At 65.9% G+C, this 19,034-nt stretch carries 15 protein-coding genes and 1 pseudogene; 8 read left to right on the forward strand and 8 right to left on the reverse strand.

Annotated features, from left to right (window positions below; all coding sequences use genetic code 11):
- Positions 1 to 38 precede the first annotated feature (38 nt).
- From N2604_RS00210 to N2604_RS39360, 7 genes are all read left to right on the forward strand, one after another.
- Positions 39 to 821 (forward strand): succinate dehydrogenase iron-sulfur subunit, encoded by a 783-nt coding sequence (locus N2604_RS00210; protein WP_260373294.1) that lies wholly within the window; start codon positions 39 to 41, stop codon positions 819 to 821.
- A gap of 184 nt (positions 822 to 1,005) precedes the next feature.
- Positions 1,006 to 3,159, forward strand: coding sequence for a hybrid sensor histidine kinase/response regulator (locus N2604_RS00215; protein ID WP_260373295.1), 2,154 nt, complete (start codon positions 1,006 to 1,008; stop codon positions 3,157 to 3,159).
- Between the two features lie 52 nt (positions 3,160 to 3,211).
- Positions 3,212 to 5,167, forward strand: a complete 1,956-nt coding sequence (locus tag N2604_RS00220) for an ABC transporter ATP-binding protein/permease (RefSeq protein WP_260373296.1) — start codon at positions 3,212 to 3,214, stop codon at positions 5,165 to 5,167.
- Between the two features lie 162 nt (positions 5,168 to 5,329).
- Positions 5,330 to 6,154, forward strand: a complete 825-nt coding sequence (locus N2604_RS00225; RefSeq protein ID WP_260373297.1) for an FkbM family methyltransferase — start codon at positions 5,330 to 5,332, stop codon at positions 6,152 to 6,154.
- Between the two features lie 24 nt (positions 6,155 to 6,178).
- A complete protein-coding gene (locus tag N2604_RS00230) occupies positions 6,179 to 6,565 on the forward strand; it encodes a VOC family protein (RefSeq protein WP_260373298.1) in 387 nt (128 codons plus the stop codon).
- An 83-nt stretch (positions 6,566 to 6,648) separates the two neighbouring features.
- Complete coding sequence (locus tag N2604_RS00235; protein ID WP_260373299.1) at positions 6,649 to 6,942, forward strand: hypothetical protein; 294 nt, start codon at positions 6,649 to 6,651, stop codon at positions 6,940 to 6,942.
- A gap of 1,387 nt (positions 6,943 to 8,329) precedes the next feature.
- Positions 8,330 to 9,325 (forward strand): OmpA family protein, encoded by a 996-nt coding sequence (locus N2604_RS39360; RefSeq protein WP_311739784.1) that lies wholly within the window; start codon positions 8,330 to 8,332, stop codon positions 9,323 to 9,325.
- A gap of 50 nt (positions 9,326 to 9,375) precedes the next feature.
- Here N2604_RS39360 and N2604_RS00245 read toward each other — a convergent pair whose 3' ends face one another.
- Positions 9,376 to 10,332 carry a homocysteine S-methyltransferase family protein gene (locus N2604_RS00245; RefSeq protein ID WP_260373300.1) on the reverse strand — a complete coding sequence of 319 codons (957 nt, stop codon included), beginning with the start codon at positions 10,330 to 10,332 and terminating at the stop codon, positions 9,376 to 9,378.
- Between the two features lie 231 nt (positions 10,333 to 10,563).
- On the opposite strand from N2604_RS00245, the gene N2604_RS00250 reads away from it, so the two are divergent.
- Positions 10,564 to 11,184, forward strand: coding sequence for a TetR/AcrR family transcriptional regulator (locus tag N2604_RS00250; protein ID WP_260373301.1), 621 nt, complete (start codon positions 10,564 to 10,566; stop codon positions 11,182 to 11,184).
- A gap of 93 nt (positions 11,185 to 11,277) precedes the next feature.
- Here the strand turns inward: N2604_RS00250 and N2604_RS00255 are convergent, their stop codons facing one another.
- From N2604_RS00255 to N2604_RS39365, 7 genes and pseudogenes are all read right to left on the reverse strand, one after another.
- On the reverse strand, positions 11,278 to 13,035 hold the full coding sequence (locus N2604_RS00255; RefSeq protein WP_260373302.1) for an alkaline phosphatase: 1,758 nt from the start codon (positions 13,033 to 13,035) through the stop codon (positions 11,278 to 11,280).
- Between the two features lie 167 nt (positions 13,036 to 13,202).
- Positions 13,203 to 14,540 carry an argininosuccinate synthase gene (gene argG, locus N2604_RS00260; protein ID WP_260373303.1) on the reverse strand — a complete coding sequence of 446 codons (1,338 nt, stop codon included), beginning with the start codon at positions 14,538 to 14,540 and terminating at the stop codon, positions 13,203 to 13,205.
- 91 nt (positions 14,541 to 14,631) lie between these two features.
- On the reverse strand, positions 14,632 to 15,408 hold the full coding sequence (locus tag N2604_RS00265; RefSeq protein WP_260373304.1) for a phosphatase PAP2 family protein: 777 nt from the start codon (positions 15,406 to 15,408) through the stop codon (positions 14,632 to 14,634).
- A 241-nt stretch (positions 15,409 to 15,649) separates the two neighbouring features.
- Positions 15,650 to 16,144: a hypothetical protein gene (locus N2604_RS00270; RefSeq protein WP_260373305.1), complete on the reverse strand. Its 495-nt coding sequence runs from the start codon at positions 16,142 to 16,144 to the stop codon at positions 15,650 to 15,652.
- Between the two features lie 136 nt (positions 16,145 to 16,280).
- Positions 16,281 to 17,483 (reverse strand): 23S rRNA (adenine(2503)-C(2))-methyltransferase RlmN, encoded by a 1,203-nt coding sequence (rlmN, locus tag N2604_RS00275; protein ID WP_260373306.1) that lies wholly within the window; start codon positions 17,481 to 17,483, stop codon positions 16,281 to 16,283.
- Between the two features lie 178 nt (positions 17,484 to 17,661).
- Positions 17,662 to 18,330 (reverse strand): invasion associated locus B family protein, encoded by a 669-nt coding sequence (locus N2604_RS00280; RefSeq protein WP_260373307.1) that lies wholly within the window; start codon positions 18,328 to 18,330, stop codon positions 17,662 to 17,664.
- Positions 18,331 to 18,446: 116 nt separating this feature from the next.
- Positions 18,447 to 18,829, reverse strand: a pseudogene (locus N2604_RS39365) (SDR family NAD(P)-dependent oxidoreductase).
- Positions 18,830 to 19,034: the final 205 nt, after the last annotated feature.

The raw sequence follows: 19,034 nt of genomic DNA on the forward strand, positions 1-19,034 counted from the left end.
TCCTTCGGACCATCCCGGAATGACGAAAGGTTAGAGCAATGGTTGAATTCGCACTTCCGAAGAACTCCAAGATCACCGGCGGCAAGACCTGGCCGAAGCCCGCGGGCGCGACCGAGCTCCGCGAGTTCAAGGTCTATCGCTGGAATCCGGACGACGGCAAGAATCCGAGCGTCGACACCTATTACGTCGACACCAATGATTGCGGTCCGATGGTGCTGGACGGCCTGATCTGGATCAAGAACCACATCGACCCCTCGCTGACCTTCCGCCGCTCCTGCCGCGAAGGCGTCTGCGGCTCCTGCGCGATGAACATCGACGGCCAGAACACGCTGGCCTGCACCAAGTCGATGCACGACGTGAAGGACGGCGCGGTGAAGATCAACCCGCTGCCGCACCAGCCGGTGGTCAAGGACCTCGTCCCTGACCTCACCAATTTCTACGCGCAGTACGCCTCGGTCGAGCCCTGGCTGAAGACGACCTCGCCGACGCCGCAGAAGGAATGGCGCCAGAGCCATGAGGACCGCGAGAAGCTCGACGGCCTTTACGAGTGCATTCTCTGCGCCTGCTGCTCGACCTCCTGCCCGAGCTATTGGTGGAACAGCGAGCGCTACCTCGGCCCTGCCGCGCTGCTCCAGGCCAACCGCTGGGTCTCGGATTCGCGGGACGAGGCGACCGGCGAGCGGCTCGACAATCTCGAGGACCCGTTCCGGCTCTACCGCTGCCACACCATCATGAACTGCGCCAAGGCCTGCCCGAAGGGGCTCAACCCGGCCGAAGCCATCGCCGAGCTCAAGCTCAAGATGGTCGAACGGCAGATCTGAGACGTACTCCCCCTCCCGCCCCGGCCAAACCGGCCGGGGTGTGCTGCATTTGCCGTCAATTCGAGCGGATTCCCTCTGACCCGCTCAGCGCGCAAATTTCCGGCTCGCAACCAGCGGTTCCAGCACAAGCTGCTTCCTTCCTCACGCGGGATTCAGTTAAGCTCCCGTCAGGGACGGAGCGACTGTGCAGAGGGCGCAACGCAACTCGCTGAGGCTGTTGCAGTGGATGATGGCGGCATCCCTGGCGCTGCCGATTGGGCTGTTCGCCGTCGCCGCCGCGATCTCCTACACATCGACCAAGGATACCGCCGACCGCGAGATCGAGCGCACGGTCGATGTCGCGCATGAGCACGCGCTCAAGGTCTTCGAGACCATCGACCGCAGCATCGCCGAGCTCAACGAGGTCGTGCGCGGCCTGCCCGACGGCATCATCCGCGACCGGGAGCCGACGCTGCATCGCCGGCTGAAGCGGCTGACCGATTCGCTGCCGCAGCTCAAATCGGCCTGGATCTTCGACGCGAACGGAAAGGCGCTGGTCAACAGCCTCGTCTCGCCGCCGCCGGACCTGAGCTTTGCCGACCGCGATTACTTTTATTCCCATGTCGACCAGAGCATCGGCACGTTCATCGGCACGGCCCTGACGCCGCGGCCGCCCTATCAGGGTGCCCGTTTCTTCGGGGTCAGCCGCCGCCGCGAGTCCGACGACGGCAGCTTCATCGGCGTGATCCAGGCCTCGGTGCTGCCCGAATATTTCGAAAGCTTCTATGCCAGGATCGGCACCGATCCCGGCAGCTTCTTCGCGATGGGGCGCACCGACGGCGCAATGCTCGCGCATTTTCCCCGGCTCGACCACGAGCTTCGGCTCGATCCGACCGGACCGGTGGGCCAGAAAATCGCGACCCGGCCCGAGCACGGCCTCATCACGGTCGCCTGGCCCTCGGACGGGATCGAGCGGCGCATCGCCTACCGGCGCGTCGCCGAATATCCGATCTATGTCAGCGCCGGGCTCGAGACCTCGGCGATCCGCGCGCGCTGGCTCGCCACCATCGGCCAGCATCTGGTGTTCGGCATTCCCGCCACCGCGCTGCTGTTCCTGCTGCTGGCGCTCGCCTTGCGGCGCACCCAGCACCTTCAGGCGGAAGCAGCAAAGCGGCGCGAGGCCGAGGAGGCGCTGAAGCACAGCCAGCGCCTGGAAGCGCTCGGCCAGCTCACCGGCGGCGTCGCGCACGACTTCAACAATCTCCTGACGGTGATCCGCGCTTCGGTCGACCTCTTGAACCGGCCGCAGCTGACCGAGGAGCGGCGACAGCGCTACATCACGGCCATTGCGGATTCGGTGGCGCGTGCGGCCAAGCTGACCTCGCAGCTGCTCGCCTTTGCGCGGCGCCAGACGCTCAAGCCGGAGGTGTTCGACGTCGGTGCACGGGTGCAGTCGCTGCACGACATGCTCGCCACGCTGCTGGGCCCCGCCATCGAGATCGTCATGCAACTGCCGGCGGAGCTGTGCCTCGTCAATGCCGATGCCAGCCAGTTCGAGACGGCGCTGATCAACATGGCGACCAATGCGCGCGATGCCATGCAAGGCCAAGGACGAATCATTTTCAAGGTCGAGGCCACGACGTCCGTCCCGGACACGCTGGCGCAGCTTTCCGCCAGCCAGGCCTCGGCAGACCATGGCTTCGTCCGCGTAACCGTCAGCGACACCGGTGTCGGCATTCCCGCCGCGCGGCTCGGGCGCATCTTCGAACCGTTCTTCACCACCAAGCAGGTCGGCCACGGCACCGGCCTTGGCCTGTCCCAAGTGTTCGGCTTCGCCCGACAGTCCGGCGGCGAAGTGACTGTGACGAGCGAGGTGGGCCACGGCAGCACCTTCTCGCTCTATCTGCCGCGCGTGCCGCCGGACCTGCTGCCGCAGCGCCAGGCTCCCAATACGGCGCCGGCGGTGGCGGGCAGCGGCATGTCGGTGCTGGTGGTCGAGGACAATATCGAGCTGGCCAATTTCGCCGCCGACGGCCTCACTGAGCTCGGCTACACCATCACTCTGGTCGACAATGCAACCGACGCGCTTGCCGAGCTCGTCGTGGACGCAGACCGCTTCGATGTCGTGTTCTCGGACGTGGTAATGCCCGGGATGACCGGGCTTGACCTGGCGCAGGCGATCCGCGACCGCGGCATCGGCGTGCCGGTCGTGCTGACCACCGGCTACAGCCAAGCCCTGTCGCAGGAGGGCGTTGCCGGCTTCGATCTCGTGCAAAAGCCCTATTCGATCGAGGAATTGTCGCGCGTTCTGCATCGGGCAGCCAGGATCAGGCGCGTCAGGGACGGCGCCGCCGAATAAGGCCCGCGGAACCTCGCGGGAACCGGCCGAGTTCCCTTCGCGTTGTCCGCTCATGCATAAGCCGGCCGCGACACGCGAACAGGGCAAAAAGCCGCCCATCATCGATATCAAAGACGAGAACGGCGATAACGTGACACCGCCGCCACCCGAGCTGGTCGAACCCGACCCCGAACTGTCACCCGAGGAAGCCGAGCAGGTCCGCAAGGATTATCTGCTGACGCGGTTCTGGATCAGCGCCCGCGGTTTCTGGGGCCGCAACGGCGACCGCCTTGCCTGGCCGCTCTCGATCGGTCTCGGCCTGCTGATCGTGCTGACGGTCGGCTTCCAATACGGCATCAATGTCTGGAATCGCGCGATCTTCGACGCCATCGAGAAGCGCGATGCGGCAAGTGTCTTCCATCTCACCGCAATGTTCTTCCCGCTCGCGATCGGCAGCATCGTGCTCGCAGTCGTGCAGGTGTTCGCGCGCATGGGCATCCAGCGACGCTGGCGCGCCTGGCTGACCGCGAGCGTGCTGACGCGGTGGCTCAAGAACGGCCGCTACTACCAGCTCAATCTCGTCGGCGGCGATCACGACAATCCCGAATACCGGATCGCGGAGGATCTGCGGATTGCGACCGACGCGCCGGTCGATTTCATTGCTGGCGTCACCTCGGCGCTGCTGTCGGCCGCGACCTTCATCGTCGTGCTCTGGACCATCGGCGGCGCGCTGACCGTCACGCTCGGCGGCGCGTCGGTGACTATTCCCGGCTTCCTCGTGATCGCCGCGATCCTCTATGCCGCGATCGCATCCGGATCGATCACGGTGATCGGCCGGCGCTTCGTGCAGGTCTCGGAGGACAAGAACCAGGCCGAGGCCGACTTCCGCTACACGCTGACACGCGTGCGCGAGAACGGCGAGAGCATCGCCCTGCTCGGCGGCGAGGAGGAGGAGCGCGACGGCATCGACCGCAACTTCAGCAGCGTCTTGCGGCAATGGGCGCGGCTTGCCGGCCAGCACATGCGCACCACGCTGGTGTCGCAAGGATCGAGCCTCGTTGCGCCGGTCGTGCCGCTTCTGCTCTGCGCGCCAAAATTCCTCGACGGGAGCATGACGCTGGGGCAGGTGATGCAGGCGGCCTCGGCCTTCACCATCGTGCAGAGCGCGTTCGGCTGGCTGGTCGACAATTATCCGCGGCTCGCCGACTGGAACGCCTGCGCGCGCCGCATCGCCTCGCTGATGTTGTCGCTTGACGGCCTCGAGCGCGCCGAGCAGGGCGACGGCCTCGGCCGCATCCAGCGCGGCGAGACACACAATGAGGCGATGCTGGAGCTGCACGATCTCTCCGTCACGCTCGATGACGGCACCGCGGTGGTCGGCGAAACCGAAGTTGTGATCGAGCCCGGCGAGCGGCTCCTGGTCGCCGGCGAATCCGGCACCGGCAAGAGCACGCTGGTGCGCGCCATTGCGGGGCTATGGCCATGGGGCGACGGAAGCGTCAATCTCCATCCCGACCGGCGGCTGTTCATGTTGCCGCAGCGGCCCTACGTACCCACGGGATCGTTGCGTCGCGCCGTCGCCTATCCCGGGGCCGCAGAGGATTGGACCGTCGAGGAAATCGGGGAAGTCCTGCACAAGGTCGGACTCAAGCATCTCAAGGAGAAGATCGAGGAGGAAGGCCCCTGGGACCAGACGCTGTCGGGCGGCGAGAAGCAGCGTCTCGCCTTCGCGCGGCTGCTGCTGCACAAGCCCGACATTGTTGTGCTCGATGAAGCGACCTCGGCGCTCGACGAGAAAAGCCAGGACAAGATGATGAAAATGGTCACCGACGAACTGCCGAAGGCGACCATCGTCAGCGTCGCGCATCGCGCCGAGCTGGAAGCCTTTCACAGCCGCAAGATCGTACTGGAGCGCCGCAAGGGCGGCGCCAAGCTCGTCAGCGATATCGATCTGATTCCGCCCAAGGGCAGGCGCCGGCTGCTCGGGCGATTCTTGCGGCAGCGCAAGGCTCCAAAGAAGGCGGCGTGATCCGTAGCCTGGATGGAGCGCAGCGCAATCCGGGGAGGTCCATCCGCGCGATGAGAATCCCGGATTACGCTGCGCTCCATCCGGGCTACCGACTGTGATCGAGCGTTGGAGTCCCCATAAAAACCGGCTATGCATGCGCCGCCTGCAACGAGGATCTGCTGCTTGACGTCAGACAATGCCCCTTCGTCCGCGCCGTTCGGCGCGTTCGCGCCCAATGCGGCGCAGGCCGCAATCATCCGCCTCGCTCAACGATCCGGGCTGAAGCGCGGCGCGTTCCGGCCCTGGATGTCGCGGCTGGTCAACCTGCTGCGCAGCGGCCCTGTCGACGTGCAATATCAGGGCGCCTCGTTCCGTTTCTATCACCAGGGCAGCGCGACCGAGCGCGGCGCGCTGTTCAATCCCGACTACAATCTCGACGAGCTCGACTTCCTGCGCCAGCACACCCCGGCGGACGGCACGTTCGTCGATGTCGGCGCCAATGTCGGCACTTTTGCACTGGTGATGGCGCGGCAAGTCGGGCCGTCCGGAAAAGTGGTGGCGATCGAGCCGCATCCGCTGACCTTCGCACGGCTCTCATTCAACCACGTCGCGTCGAAGGCGCCGCAGGTGCGCCTCGTGCAGGCCGCCGCGGGCGACAGCGACGGCGAGCTGATGATCGAGAGCGGCGGCGGCAATCTCGGCGCCACCCACGTCGTCACCGGCAAGGCGAGTGTCGAAGCCATCAAGGTGCCGTCGCTGCGCTTGGTGCGCATTCTGGAGGAGGCCGGCGTCGGCCAGGTCGATTCGCTCAAGATCGACGTCGAGGGCTTTGAGGACCGCGTGCTGATCGGCTTCTTCCGCGACGCGACGCAGTCGCTGTGGCCACGCGCGGTGGTGATCGAGCATCTGTCACAAAACGAATGGCAGCAGGATTGTATTGCCGACATGGTCGGACGCGGCTTTACGATCGTGCGCAAGACACGAAGCAATACGTTTCTGTCCCGCTGACAGGGACGAACAAGGGAGGTTGCGATGATCGATCATTTGGGTTTCTCCGTCTCCGACTATGAGCGCGCCAAGGCGTTCTATGCGAAGGCGCTGGCGCCGCTCGGCTACAGTCTGATCATGGAAGTCACGGCCGAGCAGACCGGTCACGCTGCCGCCGCAGGCTTCGGCGCCGAGGGCAAGCCCGATTTCTGGATCGGCGGCGAAGGCGCGATGAACAAGCCGGTGCATATCGCCATCCGCGCCAAGGACCGCGCCACGGTCGATGCGTTCTACAAGACGGCGATGGCAGCCGGCGGCCGCGACAACGGCCCGCCCGGCATCCGCCCGCATTATCACGCGAACTATTACGGCGCCTTCGTGCTCGATCCCGACGGCCACAATATCGAGGCGGTCTGCCACACGCCGGAATAAACCGCGCTTCGACGCGATGTGACGCGGAACATCGGTGCGGCACCTTCGTTGTTGTTCTCTGGACAACGATCCCGATGGTGCCGATGCCGATCGAACCGCCCGAGATTCCGCCCTCGACGCCCGGTACGCCAACTGAGCCACCGCCCGGAATCCCGCCCGGCAATCCGCAGCCCGAAATCACGCCGCCGGTGCGCGAGCCCGGCTCGCCGCCGCAGCCCGACGAATTGCCGGGTCGCATGCCAGAAGAGATTCCATCGCGCGGCCCGAATGGACCGCTCACGCCCAATCCTGCGACGGACGCAACGTCGTGCCGCATCACCCATGATGGGGGAGCATCACGTGCGGGCGATTGCAACCGGCGTCTGAATGCGCAATGAACGTTGCCATAGTGAGATGATTTGCGTGCAGAAATAAATCGGGCCGCGGTTGCATCGCCCGCCACAATGCGGCCTAACGCGTAGCCGTTCATCACGACACTTCGACAAAGAACCTTCCGGGGAAGTTCACCACCATGACCAACCTTCGTTTCGTGCTGCTTGCGACGACGGCTCTGACCGCGATGCAATTGGCCAACACCGCATCGCATGCGCAAGACACCGCACCGCTCGTGGTCGCGCAGGCCCAGCCGCAAGAGACGGGCCCTGACGGAAAACCGAAGCAGCCGCCGAAGGGACCGCCGGGAGCCGCGCCGCCTGCAGCGCCCGCGCGCCCCGCGGCTCCGCCGCCCGCGGCAGCACCGCCCCACCCGCCTGCAGCTCCTCCGCCGGCAGCCGCTCCGCCGCGCCCGGCAGCCCCGCCTCCGCCTCCCCCTGCGGCCCGTCCGGCGCCTCCGCCGCCCCCGCCGCCGCCTGCGGCTCCGAAGCAGCCTTCGCCGCCACCGGCAGCTGCCCCGCAGCAGCACGCGCCGACACCGCCGCCTCCGGCGCCCCCTGCTGCGCGCCCAGCTCCCACGCCGCCGGCACCGCCGCCTGCCGCACGCCCGACTCCCCCGCCGCCAGCACCGCCTCCCGCGGCGGCGCCGCAGCAGCACGCCCCCACCCCGCCGCCGGCGGCTCGCCCGACCCCGTCCCCTCCGCCGCCTCCGGCAGCGGCTCCGCCGGCCCGGCCGACCCCTGCGCCTGCACCGACGGCAACACCGCCCGCTCCGACGGCTACACCCACGGCCCGCCCCGGCGCGACGGCGCCGACCGCAACACCGCCTGCGCCGACAGCTGCGCCCACGGCCCGACCGGGCGCGCCTGCGCCGGCAGCTACGCCGGCTCCGACGGCGACACCCACACGGACGACGACACCCGCGCCGACCGCAACGCCGGCTCCGGGCGGCACACCCGGCGTCCCGCCGGCTGGACGCCCCGGTACACCGCCGCCCGGGCGCCCCGGCGCGCCGCCACCCCGGCTGGATCCCCGACCCCTGGCGCCACGCCCGCTCCAACGGCGACGCCCGCACCGGGCAGCACATCCCCGCCGCCGGCCGGACGTCCGGGGGCGGCAACGCCCGCGCCCGGCGCAACCCCGGCCCCGACGGCGACGCCAGCCCCCGGACAGCAGGGTGGAACGCCTCCCGCCGGCGCGCCCGCTGCCGGGACTCCGGCTGCGCCGCCCCAGGCCGGTAGCCTGCCGCCCCGGCCAGCAGCTCCGGCCGGTGCCGCCGCGCCCACGGTCGTCCCCGGCACGCCCGCCGCAGCGCCACCGCCGAACAGGGCGCAATACGCGCCGCCGACGGTCGCGCCGGCGTTCCGCGCCGCGCCGACGGTCGCAGCGCCCTTGCCGCCGCCGCCGCGTCCGCAACAGCGTGACCTGACGCCGCTCGCGATCGGTGCCGGCGTGGTGGCCGGCGCCGTGATCGGCGCCACCATCGCCGATCTCCATAACCAGCGACGCGAGGTCGTCGAAGGCGGCCGCACCGTCTACACCGAGCCGGACCGCATCATCATCCGCGATCCGGGCGGGCAGGCCTATGTCCGCGGCAACGATCTCTATCGCTTCCGCTACGGCGCCCGCGACATCCGCACCGACACCGTCGGCGGCGAGACCCGCACCGTCGTGATCCGTCCCGATGGCAGCGAGATCATCACTGTGGTCGGGCCGGACGGCTCGCTGCTGCGTCGTATCCGCAGAGACCCGCGCGGACGCGAGATCGTGATCATCGACAACACCTACCGCGATCCGCGGGCGGTCGGCGGCTTCTACGTCGACGTGCCGCCGCCGGTGGTCAGCATTCCCTACGATCGCTACATCGTCGACGCCCAGGAGGCGCCGCCGGAGGTGATCTACGAAACGATGCGGGCTCCGCCGGTGCAGCGGATCGATCGGCGCTACTCGCTCGAGGAGATCCGCTACAGCCCGAATGTTCGCATGCAGATGCCGAGCATCGACGTCAACACGATCAACTTCGAGACCGGATCGTGGACCATTCCGCCGGATCAGGCGGCGCGGCTTCAAGTGATCGCCGACGGCATCAACCAGGCGCTCCAGGCCAATCCGCAGGAGGTGTTCCTGATCGAGGGCCACACCGATGCGGTCGGCAACGAGGTCGACAATCTGTCGCTGTCAGACCGCCGCGCGCAGGCCGCAGCCGAATTGCTGACGCAGCAATTCGGTGTGCCCGCGGAGAACCTGACGTCGCAGGGCTATGGCGAGCAGTATCTGAAGGAGCAGACGCAAGGCCCGAGCCTGATCAACCGGCGCGTCACCGTCCGCCGCATCACGCCGTTGCTCAATGGCGGCCAGGCCAATGCGGCGCCTCCGCCGCGCCAGTAAGACCTCCGCAAGAAGACAATGGCCGGGAGCAATCCCGGCCATTTTTCTTATCACGCCGTCATTGCTTCCGACGGCAGACATGCCTCACAAACCGCGGCAACATGCCGGTGATCAGTGCCGCAACAGCCGCCGAGAATGCGCATGCCGGGAAATGCGCGCCTGAGCAACCGGTAGCGGCGGCCGAGATCTGCGGGATCACCACTGTCTAGCGCCTCCGATTGGTCGAGCTCGGCGTGGCTCTTGACCGATGCGTTGGCTCTGATGCCGTGGATGCGCTGAACCCACGCCTCGCCTGTGGCGAGTGCACTCTCGAAGTGAGTTGGGTGCGCGCAATTGATCAGGAAGTATTCGCAAGCCCGTTCAGTTGCGTCGTCTACCGCCTCGATCGCCTCGCGCAGCGACTCTCCCCGGACGAGGCGACCATCGGTTTCGACCGTGAAAGAGATCGCGACCGGAATGTCCTGCCTTTTGGCTGCACGGACCACGCCCACGGCTTCGTTGATGCTGTTCAGCGTGAATGCAGTCACCATGTCGGCGCCTGCCTCGGCGAAGGCCGTGATCTGGCCAGAGTGGTAGGCTTCCGCCTCCGCCGCGTCCATGTTGCCGGCCTTGTAGCCGTCGCCTTGCGGACCGATCGCGCCGTTGATGACGCAAGGCGTGGTGGGGGACTCCCAAGCGCCGCGCAATTCGTCGAGGAAGCGGATGGCCCGCATGTTGATGGCCTCGAGCCTGGCCGCATCATAGCCGAGCTTGGCGCCCCAATCAGGGTTGGCGCGCCAGGTCGGACTGTCGAGGACAAAGCCGAGCCCATGCTGCTGCGCGACACGCAGGTAGGCTTCGTAGTACTGCCTCAAATGCGCGCGGCCATCCGCGCTGTCGAGCAGCACGAATGCCGCGAAGTGGGGCAGCTCCAGCCCGTGGTGAAAGATAAGGGTTGTTTCCATGCCGCCGTCGGTCAGGAAAATACCGCCGCCGCGCTGCGGCAGACCATGTCTGTATCTGGCCATTGATCGCTCCATCATTTGGACGGGCTCGCTCTCTTCACTCGGTCGCGCCATGCCCGTGTTCGGTCGCGGCATTTGGTGCCGCATAATGTCGCGTCGCTCTAGAAGGCGCGTGGTGCGGCTGAACTTCCACCCGCAAGCGGAGACAAATCAAAGATTTGCACGAGTTACTCGGAGGGGTCCTTGGCCCCAAGGGCCAATTTCCATACCGTCGGTACAGTTCTGGAGACATCGATGGGAAAGGGCGAAGCGACGCGCGAGCGCATTCTCGAGATCGCGGAAGCGGCGGTGCTCGCAAAGGGCTTCGGCGCCACCTCGATCGAGGAGGTCATTGCCGAGGCCGGACTGACCAAGAGCGGCTTCTTCTATCACTTCAGGGACAAGAACGCGCTCGCACGGGAGATGCTGCGCCGCTACGTGGATACGAATGACCGCCTGTTCGACGAGATCTTCAGGCGCGGACGTGAGCTCTCCGACGACCCGCTGCAGTCGTTCCTGATCTCGCTGAAACTACTCGCCGAAGTCATGGCCGATCTGCCGAACGGCCATCCCGGCTGCCTGATCGCCAGCATCTGCTATCAGGAGCGCCTGTTCGACCGCGATGTTCGCGATCTGACTGCGCAATCGGTCCGGAGCTGGAATGCGCACTTCCGCGAGATTCTCGACGGCATCGCCGCGGTCTATCCGCCCCGCGAGCCGATCGACCTCGACGATCTCGCGGAGATGATCTCGTGCGTGGTCGACGGCGCAATCATCATGTCGAAGACGCTCAACGACCCGAAGCGGCTGGAGCGGCAAATCATGCTCTTCCGCAGCTGCGTGAAGCTGGTCTTCACGCCGCCTCACTCGACCTGAATTCATAGAACGTGAGCGAACCAGGGCGGTCCGCCCTGCCGCGCTCGCCTGCGGCAGGAATGCAATTGTGCCCAGGTTGGCAGTTGCCCGCCATCATTGTCGCGCAGCCAATCCCAACGCATCGGCCATGACACGGAATACTTCGGTATTGTCCATCGAGCCGTACACGCGCTCGCTCCCCGGTCCGGTCGCGGTCAGGATGACGTCCTCGCCCGAATGCACGCTGGCGCCGACCAGCGACGACAGATTGCCGGGGCGCAGCACCGCGCCCGGGACCTCCTTGTATTTGTCGTTGGCCTTGAAGGTGCCGTCGTCACCGGCCTTGACGGTCGGCTCGTTGGGATTGTCGAGCTTCGGACGGAACGTCTCGTAATGATCGGGCAGGCTCGCCGAGAAGATGGCAAGCCGCCGGCTGACGTCGATGCGTGACGGATAACCTTCCGCATCCGGCGCGGGATAGTTGGGAAATCCGGCTTGATCGTAGACCCCGACGCGCTCGCGCAAGGGCACGTTGGGCGTCGTGCCCATGTCGTCATTCACCGTGCCGACGAGGCTGTTGGGATGATTGTGATCGGCCAGCACCAGGATCAGGGTGTCGTCGCCGCGTGCGCGCGCCCATTCGCGCGTCTGACGCACCGCGTTGTCGAGCATGATCGTGTCGTAGACGGCGCGCTCCATGTCGAGCAGATGCGCGTATTTGTCGATCATTCCGGATTCGACCATCAAGAAGAAGCCGGCTTCGTTCTTCGCGAGGATTTTCAGCGCCGCCTGCACCTGCTCGGTCAGATCAGGCTGCTCGGGAAATTTCTTGACGCCGCCGCCCTTGAGGAATTTGCGGTCCAGTGCGCCGTCCATGTTGCCGGTGGCGAACAGGCCGAGCAGCCTGCTCGTCTCCTGTCTTGCGGCAGACGCGCTGAGCTCGCCCGCCGTGGTCGCCACCTGATAGCCGGCATCGCGAAACTTCGCCATGTAATCGGTCTCGTCCTTGCGCTTGGAGCCGGCAGCCGACTTCGGCAGAAAATTCGCGCTGCCGCCGCCCATCATCACATCCGGCTTTGCCGCGAAGAACTGCTCGACGATGTCGTCATAGGCGGCGCGCCGGCGGGTGTGCGCGACCATCGCCGCCGGCGTCGCGTCTTCGATCTCGGTATTGGTGACGACACCGATCGCCATGCCGAGCTGCCTCTTGGCAAGGCTGCTGATGGTTTCGACCTTGGGATCGTCGAGCGGGCTTGCGGTGCGGTCGGCATAGACGCCGAGGGCATTGACGGCGCTCTTGTGCCCGGTCGCATAGGCGCTCGCCGAGTTCGCGGAATCCGTGATGATCGAGTCCGAGCCGGCGGTTGCCACCAGCGCCATATGCGGCATGTCGTCGATGGCGAGCTTGCCGCGGCTCTTGCCTTCCGAAATGCCCTTGGACAGGATTCGCGCTGCGACCCGATGCGCCGGCGACATGCCGTCACCGATGAACAGGATGACGTTCTTCGCCTTGCGCGCGCCGGTGTCGTAAACCGTCCATGTGACGCTGCGCTGGCGCGTGCCGTCGGTCACGTCCACCACAATGCTGCCGGGCTTGGTCAGCGTGACGTCGCGCAGGACCAAGGCCGACTGCTCCTTGCCGTCCTCGCGCTCGATGAAGCTCCCGGAACGGCCGAACGCGGCCGCATAATCCGCGCCGTTCACCATCACCTTCAACTTGGCGGGATCGACCAGCCCGGGAAGCTCGACCTTGAAGTCGAACTTGGCTCCCGCGAGGATCTCGGCACGATCGATCGGATAGATCGTCTGCGCCGACGATGATGATGCCCAACAGAGAACGATGAGAGAGGCGAGTGCCGATCCCCTGACCATGTGCGATGCTCCGCAATCCCGTTTCCAACAGAAGTGGAAGCGTAGCGGTCGAGAATGACAGCGTCATTAAGCTCGTAGCCCGGATGGAGCGAAGCGCAATCCGGGAATCCATCGGCCTGGCAGCGGCCCCGGATTTCGCTTTCGCTCCATCCGGGCTACGGAAAGCCTCAGCCCTTGTCGCTCTCCAGCCGGAAGATCTGCGAGCCTTCAGTGCCCGACAACAGGCCGGTCTTCGAATAGAGACCGAGCTTGGTGCGGGTGTCGGCGATGTCGAGGTTGCGCATGGTGAGCTGGCCGATGCGGTCGGCCGGCGTGAAGGCGGCGTCCTCCACCTTTTCCATGCTGAGCCGCTCCGGCGCATAGGTAAGGTTGGGGCTCTCGGTGTTGAGGATCGAATAGTCGTTGCCGCGGCGCAGCTCCAGGGTCACCTCGCCGGTGACGGCGCGGGCGACCCAGCGCTGGGCGGTTTCGCGCAGCATCAGGGCCTGCGAATCGAACCAGCGGCCCTGATAGAGCAGGCGCCCCAGGCGCATGCCGCTGATGCGATACTGCTCGATCGTGTCCTCGTTGTGGATGCCGGTGACGAGGCGCTCATAGGCGATGTGCAGCAGCGCCATGCCAGGCGCCTCATAGATGCCGCGGCTCTTGGCCTCGATGATGCGGTTCTCGATCTGGTCGCTCATGCCGAGGCCGTGGCGGCCGCCGATCGCGTTGGCTTCGAGGAACAGCGCGACGGGATCGGAGAAGGTCCGGCCGTTGAGAGCCGTGGGCTGGCCCTCCTCGAAGCGCACCACGACCTTCTCCGCCTTGACGGCGCAATCGTCGCGCCAGAACGGCACGCCCATGATCGGGTTGACGATCTTGATGCCGCTGTCGAGGCTTTCGAGATCCTTGGCCTCGTGCGTGGCGCCGAGCAGATTGCTGTCGGTCGAATACGCCTTCTCGGCGCTCATCTTGTAGGCAAAGCCCTGCGCGGTCATGAACGCCGACATCTCGGCGCGGCCGCCGAGCTCGTCGATGAACTGCTGGTCGAGCCATGGCTTGTAGATCTTCAGACCGGGATTGGTGAGCAGGCCGTAGCGGTAGAAGCGCTCGATGTCGTTGCCCTTGAAGGTCGAGCCGTCGCCCCAGATGTTAACGCCGTCTTCCTTCATCGCCGCGACCAGCATCGTGCCGGTGACGGCGCGGCCGAGCGGCGTGGTGTTGAAATAGGTGATGCCACCGGTCGAGATATGGAAGGCGCCCGACTGGATCGCGGCGATGCCTTCATGGACCAGCTGCGTGCGGCAATCGACCAGGCGCGCGTTCTCGGCGCCGAACTCCATCGCCTTGCGCGGGATCTCGTTGTAGTCGGCTTCATCCGGCTGGCCGAGATTGGCGGTGTAGGCGTAGCAGCGCGCCCCCTTCTGCTTCATCCAGAGCAGCGCCGCAGAGGTGTCGAGGCCGCCCGAAAAAGCAATGCCGACTTTCTCACCCTTGGGCAGGCTTTTCAGGATCGTGGTCATGGGGCTTCCAATCGGGTCTCAAGCTGATGTGACGAGTGGGTTCGACCGCGCGAATATCAAATTTCGCGGGGCTCGGCACCCCTTTAATGGCTCAAACCGAGGGCTCGGGGCCGGTCTTGCGGCCGAACAGGCGCTGGCGGAGCCGGTAAGCGGGCATGTTCAGCCGGGTCAGGGCGGCATCGACCGCCTCGTCCGAGAACCGCGTCCGCGGCCAGCGGTAGATCAGCGCGTAGGCGAACCAGATCACGACGAAGGTGACGAGGCCGGCGATGGACACGTCGGTGAAGAAGTGGCCGCCGAAGGCCATGCGCAGCCCGCTGGTCACGGCGCCGAACACCACGGCGGCAGCATAAGCGAGCGGCCGCCACGCCGGCGGCGCCAGCGCGGCCGGCGCCAGCGTCCAGAATGCCGTCGCCCCTTCGCCGGAGAAGAACGAGCAATTGCGCCCGCAGCCGCCGCGCGGATCCCACCACGGCACGAATTGCTGATCGCCGGCAAACTCGGTCACCACCACCGGACGCGGACGGCCCCAATAATTCTTGAACGTCAGGTTGGTCAAAATGCCGGCCGACATGGTCATCGTCACCAGCAGGAAGATGACCGTACGCCCCGGCACCATCAGCGGCCGGTCGGGCCGGATCATCTTGACCACGAGCGCGACGATCGAGGGAAGGGCAAAGGCCCAGGCGATCCACATCGCCGCATCGCGCGCAAAGCCGGCCCACAAGTTCAGCTTGAGCGGAAACGTCTTGGTCGCGGGATCGAAGAACAGCGAAGCGAGCTTGAGGTCGAGCTCGGGATAGAGGCCGAAGACGACGCCGATCACGAGCCACAGCGCCAGGGCGATGAAGAGTCCAGTCCGGTTCATGGCGCGCGGTTTAGCGGAGTGGGAAGAGGATGGAAACCCCGCAGAAAGTGCCCATCCTCCCCTGGAGGGGAAGATCGATCGCGCGAAGCGCGAGCGAGGTGGGGTGACGCCACACAAATGGTCTCTCGTTCGTCTCTAAACTCCAGTCCTGGACACCGCCATCGAGGATAGTCTGTCACCCCACCCCGGATCGCATCGATGATGCGATCCGACCCTCCCCCTCCAGGGGAGGGTAAGAAACTCACCGCGCATCCGGCCTTGAATTCGATGGCAGCGGCGGCGGTGGTTTCCGTGGGGGCGGCGGGATGCGCCAGGCGCCGGCGTTGCGGCCGGCGATCAGCCAGTAGACCACGCCGGCAACGATGCCCGCGCCGGTCATGATTTCCAGGTGACGCCGTACGATACCCTCGAACTGTAACGTGTCGGAATGGAACGGAACGAGGCCGAGATAGCAGGCGAGCCCGACCAGGCCGCCGCCGACGGCGTAGGCGAGCGCGCTGCGGATGTAGAGCGCTTCGGTGATCGCGACGATCACCGCCGCCGGCACCAGGGCAAAACCCGAGACGAAGATGAAGCCGAAGCCAAGCAGGATGTCGATCGTGCCCTGATCGACCGGACCGGCGCCGAGATCGGCGAATTCCGGAAACAGCAGCGCGACGACGATGATCATGCCGCCGACGACACAGGCGGCGAGAAAGCCGACGAAGATGACGATCAGGCGGCCGATCAGGGACATGACGAAGAAGTCCCGATTATCGTCATTGCGAGCGAAGCGAAGCAATCCAGAAATGCATCCGCGGAGGCAGTCTGGATTGCTTTGTCGCTACGCTCCTCGCAATGACTAGGATGCGAGAGCGCCGACATAGCAAAAGCTAATCCGTCATCGCCATGGCGCGCAGCGCCTGGCGCTCGCGCGCCGAGAGCTTTTCGGTCTCCGACTTGAGCTGGCCGCAGGCGGCGAGGATATCACGGCCGCGCGGGGTGCGCACCGGCGAGGAATAGCCGGCGTTGAAGATGTATTCGGAGAATTTTTCGATCTGGTCCCAATCCGAGCATTCATAGGCGGTGCCGGGCCAGGGATTGAACGGAATCAGATTGATCTTGGCCGGGATGCCCTTGAGCAGCTTCACCAGCAGCTTGGCATCGTCGAGCGAATCGTTGACGCCCTTGAGCATTACATATTCGAAGGTGATGCGGCGCGCGTTCGAGGCGCCGGGATAGTCGCGGCAGGCCTGCAGCAGCTCCTTGATCGGATGTTTGCGGTTGAGCGGCACCAGTTCGTTGCGCAGCTCGTCGCGCACCGCATGCAGCGAGATCGCGAGCATGACGCCGATCTCCTCGCCGGCGCGCACGATGTTCGGCACCACGCCCGAGGTCGACAGCGTGATGCGGCGGCGCGAGATGCCGATGCCTTCGTTGTCGCCGACGATCAAGAGCGCATCGCGCACCGCGTCGAAATTGTAGAGCGGCTCGCCCATGCCCATCATCACGATGTTGGTGACGCGGCGCGTGCCGTCCTCGCGATCGGCCCAGTCATTCAAACGGTCCCGCGCGACCATCACCTGGCCTACGATCTCGCCGGCGGTGAGGTTGCGCACCAGGCGCTGGGTGCCGGTGTGGCAGAAGGCGCAGTTCAGGGTGCAGCCGACCTGGGAGGAGACGCAGAGCGTGCCGCGGTCGGTCTCGGGGATGTAGACGCACTCGACTTCATGCGCCTTCTGAACATTGTCGCCGCTCGGCAGGCGCAACAGCCATTTGCGGGTGCCGTCGTTGGAGATCTGCTCGGCGACGACCTCGGGCCGGTCGACGGTGAAATGCTGCGCGAGCTCGGCGCGGATGCCCTTCGAGATCGAGCTCATCTCATCGAAGCTCTGGGCGCCGCGGAAATAGATCCAGTGCCACAGCTGCTGCACCCGCATCTTGCGCTGCGCCGGAGCGACGCCGATCTCGCCGAGGCGATCGGCAAGCTCGGCGCGCGACAGGCCGATCAGCGACGGCTTGGCCGGCGGCACATAGGTTTCGAGCGGGGTCTTCTCCACCAGGATGGCGTTGTGCGGCTCGGTCGTCGGTTGCATTGAATGGACCTGATTACGTGGTCGTTCCGGGGCGATGCGGAGCATCGAACCCGGAACCTCGAGATTCCGGGCTTCGGACCATCCCGGAATGACGGAAGAAAAACTTGGAACGGCCCCTATATAGCAACCGGAACCGCCGATTGCGACCTTATCGCCCGCAGTCTTAGCGCCTGCAGTCTTACCGCCTACAGTCCTGCGCGATCTTGTCGAGCGCCTGGGCGAGGCCCTTCAGCGAAAACGTGTCGGTCGTCTCGGTGCCCTTGGCCGAGACACCCTTGACGACGAGATCGGCGGATTTGCGCATGGCTTCGACCATCCGCTCCTCCTCGGCCGCGTTCTTGATCCAGAGCCCGTCGCCCTGCGTGTACATGGCGAAGGAGGCGCCGCCGACCTCGACGGTCGATTCCGAGCCAGGCTTCAGCGCATAGCCGATCATGACCGAGACTTCGTTGTTGACCTTCTCCGCCGGCCGGGTCGAGACGAAGGCATAGGCGGGATCGCGCGGCCGGTTCGGCGGGTTGGTTTTCGACGACGACGGCTTGGCCAGCGCGAAGCAGACCTTCTTGCCGTTCGGCGTCGCCGAATAGGCGCCCCAGGTGCCGAACTGCCCGATCAGGGTCGGCTCCGCGCCACCCGCAACTGCCGCAGCCGGGGCAGCCGGCTTGCTCTCGGGCTTCGGGGCCGCCTTTGCGTTGGTGTTGGCCGGCGGCGCGGCCGGCTTGGGTGTCGCCTCTTTTGGAGCAGAACCGGACTTGGGCGCCGGTTGCGCCGTCTGCGCCCGCGCAGAAACGACGATTCCCCCGGCTGCCACGCCAGTCATCAAAGCTAAAATCAGCACCCGCCACATGCTGGAGTGGTTCCCTCAATATTGTGACTGGAAGATGGCCCGAGCGCGCTTTGTCCCCGGGCAGGGATAGCCGGGAAAGTCCAATTTGGGAAGGCAGTTAGCGGTATCCGCGGCGGCTACGCCTTGGATCGGGCGGCGCGTTGCGCGGCCCATTGCGCCTCGGTCCAGCCGAGCAAATCCTCGGCGCCGGAACGGCGCAGATGCGCGCCGCCGTCGATCACCACCATCTCGTCATTGATGTAGGCGGCGCGGTCCGAGACCAGGAAGCTGGCGAGATCGGCGAGCTCGCTGTGCTCGCCGGTGCGCCGATCGCGGTGACCTTGCCGCCCGTCTCGTCGCGCATCTCGCGCGCCGTTGCCTCGAGGCGGTCGAGCTTGCGGCCGCAGATCACGAGCTCGGCGCTGAGCGCCAGGAAACGGCGTCCCATCGCAGCGCCAAGGCCCGAGCCGCCGCCGGTGACGAGGATGCGCTTGTTCTCGAGCAGGCTTGTTTCAAACATCGTTTGAATCCTTTCTCCGCGGATTTCGTCATTGCGAGCCAGCGGGTCCGCGCGAAGCGCGGCCCGATGACAGGCTCCGCGAAGCAATCCAGGCTATTTCCGTAGGACGGATTCTGGATTGCTTCGCTGCGCTCGCAATGACGGGAGGATAGGTCTGTGCATCGCTTTGGGCAAAGAATCCGGATTGTCGCCACTGCTTAAATCC

The organism is Bradyrhizobium sp. CB1015 (assembly GCF_025200925.1).
GTDB lineage: Bacteria > Pseudomonadota > Alphaproteobacteria > Rhizobiales > Xanthobacteraceae > Bradyrhizobium.

Bases quoted from the DNA above. Each gene is read 5' to 3' on its own strand.
- N2604_RS00255 (WP_260373302.1), bottom strand. From the start codon at position 13,035: ATGGTCAGGGGATCGGCACTCGCCTCTCTCATCGTTCTCTGTTGGGCA.
- N2604_RS00230 (WP_260373298.1), top strand. From the start codon at position 6,179: ATGATCGATCATTTGGGTTTCTCCGTCTCCGACTATGAGCGCGCCAAG.
- N2604_RS00265 (WP_260373304.1), bottom strand. From the start codon at position 15,408: ATGAACCGGACTGGACTCTTCATCGCCCTGGCGCTGTGGCTCGTGATC.
- N2604_RS00270 (WP_260373305.1), bottom strand. From the start codon at position 16,144: ATGTCCCTGATCGGCCGCCTGATCGTCATCTTCGTCGGCTTTCTCGCC.
- N2604_RS00210 (WP_260373294.1), top strand. From the start codon at position 39: ATGGTTGAATTCGCACTTCCGAAGAACTCCAAGATCACCGGCGGCAAG.
- N2604_RS00280 (WP_260373307.1), bottom strand. From the start codon at position 18,330: ATGTGGCGGGTGCTGATTTTAGCTTTGATGACTGGCGTGGCAGCCGGG.
- N2604_RS00250 (WP_260373301.1), top strand. From the start codon at position 10,564: ATGGGAAAGGGCGAAGCGACGCGCGAGCGCATTCTCGAGATCGCGGAA.
- N2604_RS00235 (WP_260373299.1), top strand. From the start codon at position 6,649: ATGCCGATCGAACCGCCCGAGATTCCGCCCTCGACGCCCGGTACGCCA.
- argG (WP_260373303.1), bottom strand. From the start codon at position 14,540: ATGACCACGATCCTGAAAAGCCTGCCCAAGGGTGAGAAAGTCGGCATT.
- N2604_RS00245 (WP_260373300.1), bottom strand. From the start codon at position 10,332: ATGGCCAGATACAGACATGGTCTGCCGCAGCGCGGCGGCGGTATTTTC.
- rlmN (WP_260373306.1), bottom strand. From the start codon at position 17,483: ATGCAACCGACGACCGAGCCGCACAACGCCATCCTGGTGGAGAAGACC.
- N2604_RS00220 (WP_260373296.1), top strand. From the start codon at position 3,212: ATGCATAAGCCGGCCGCGACACGCGAACAGGGCAAAAAGCCGCCCATC.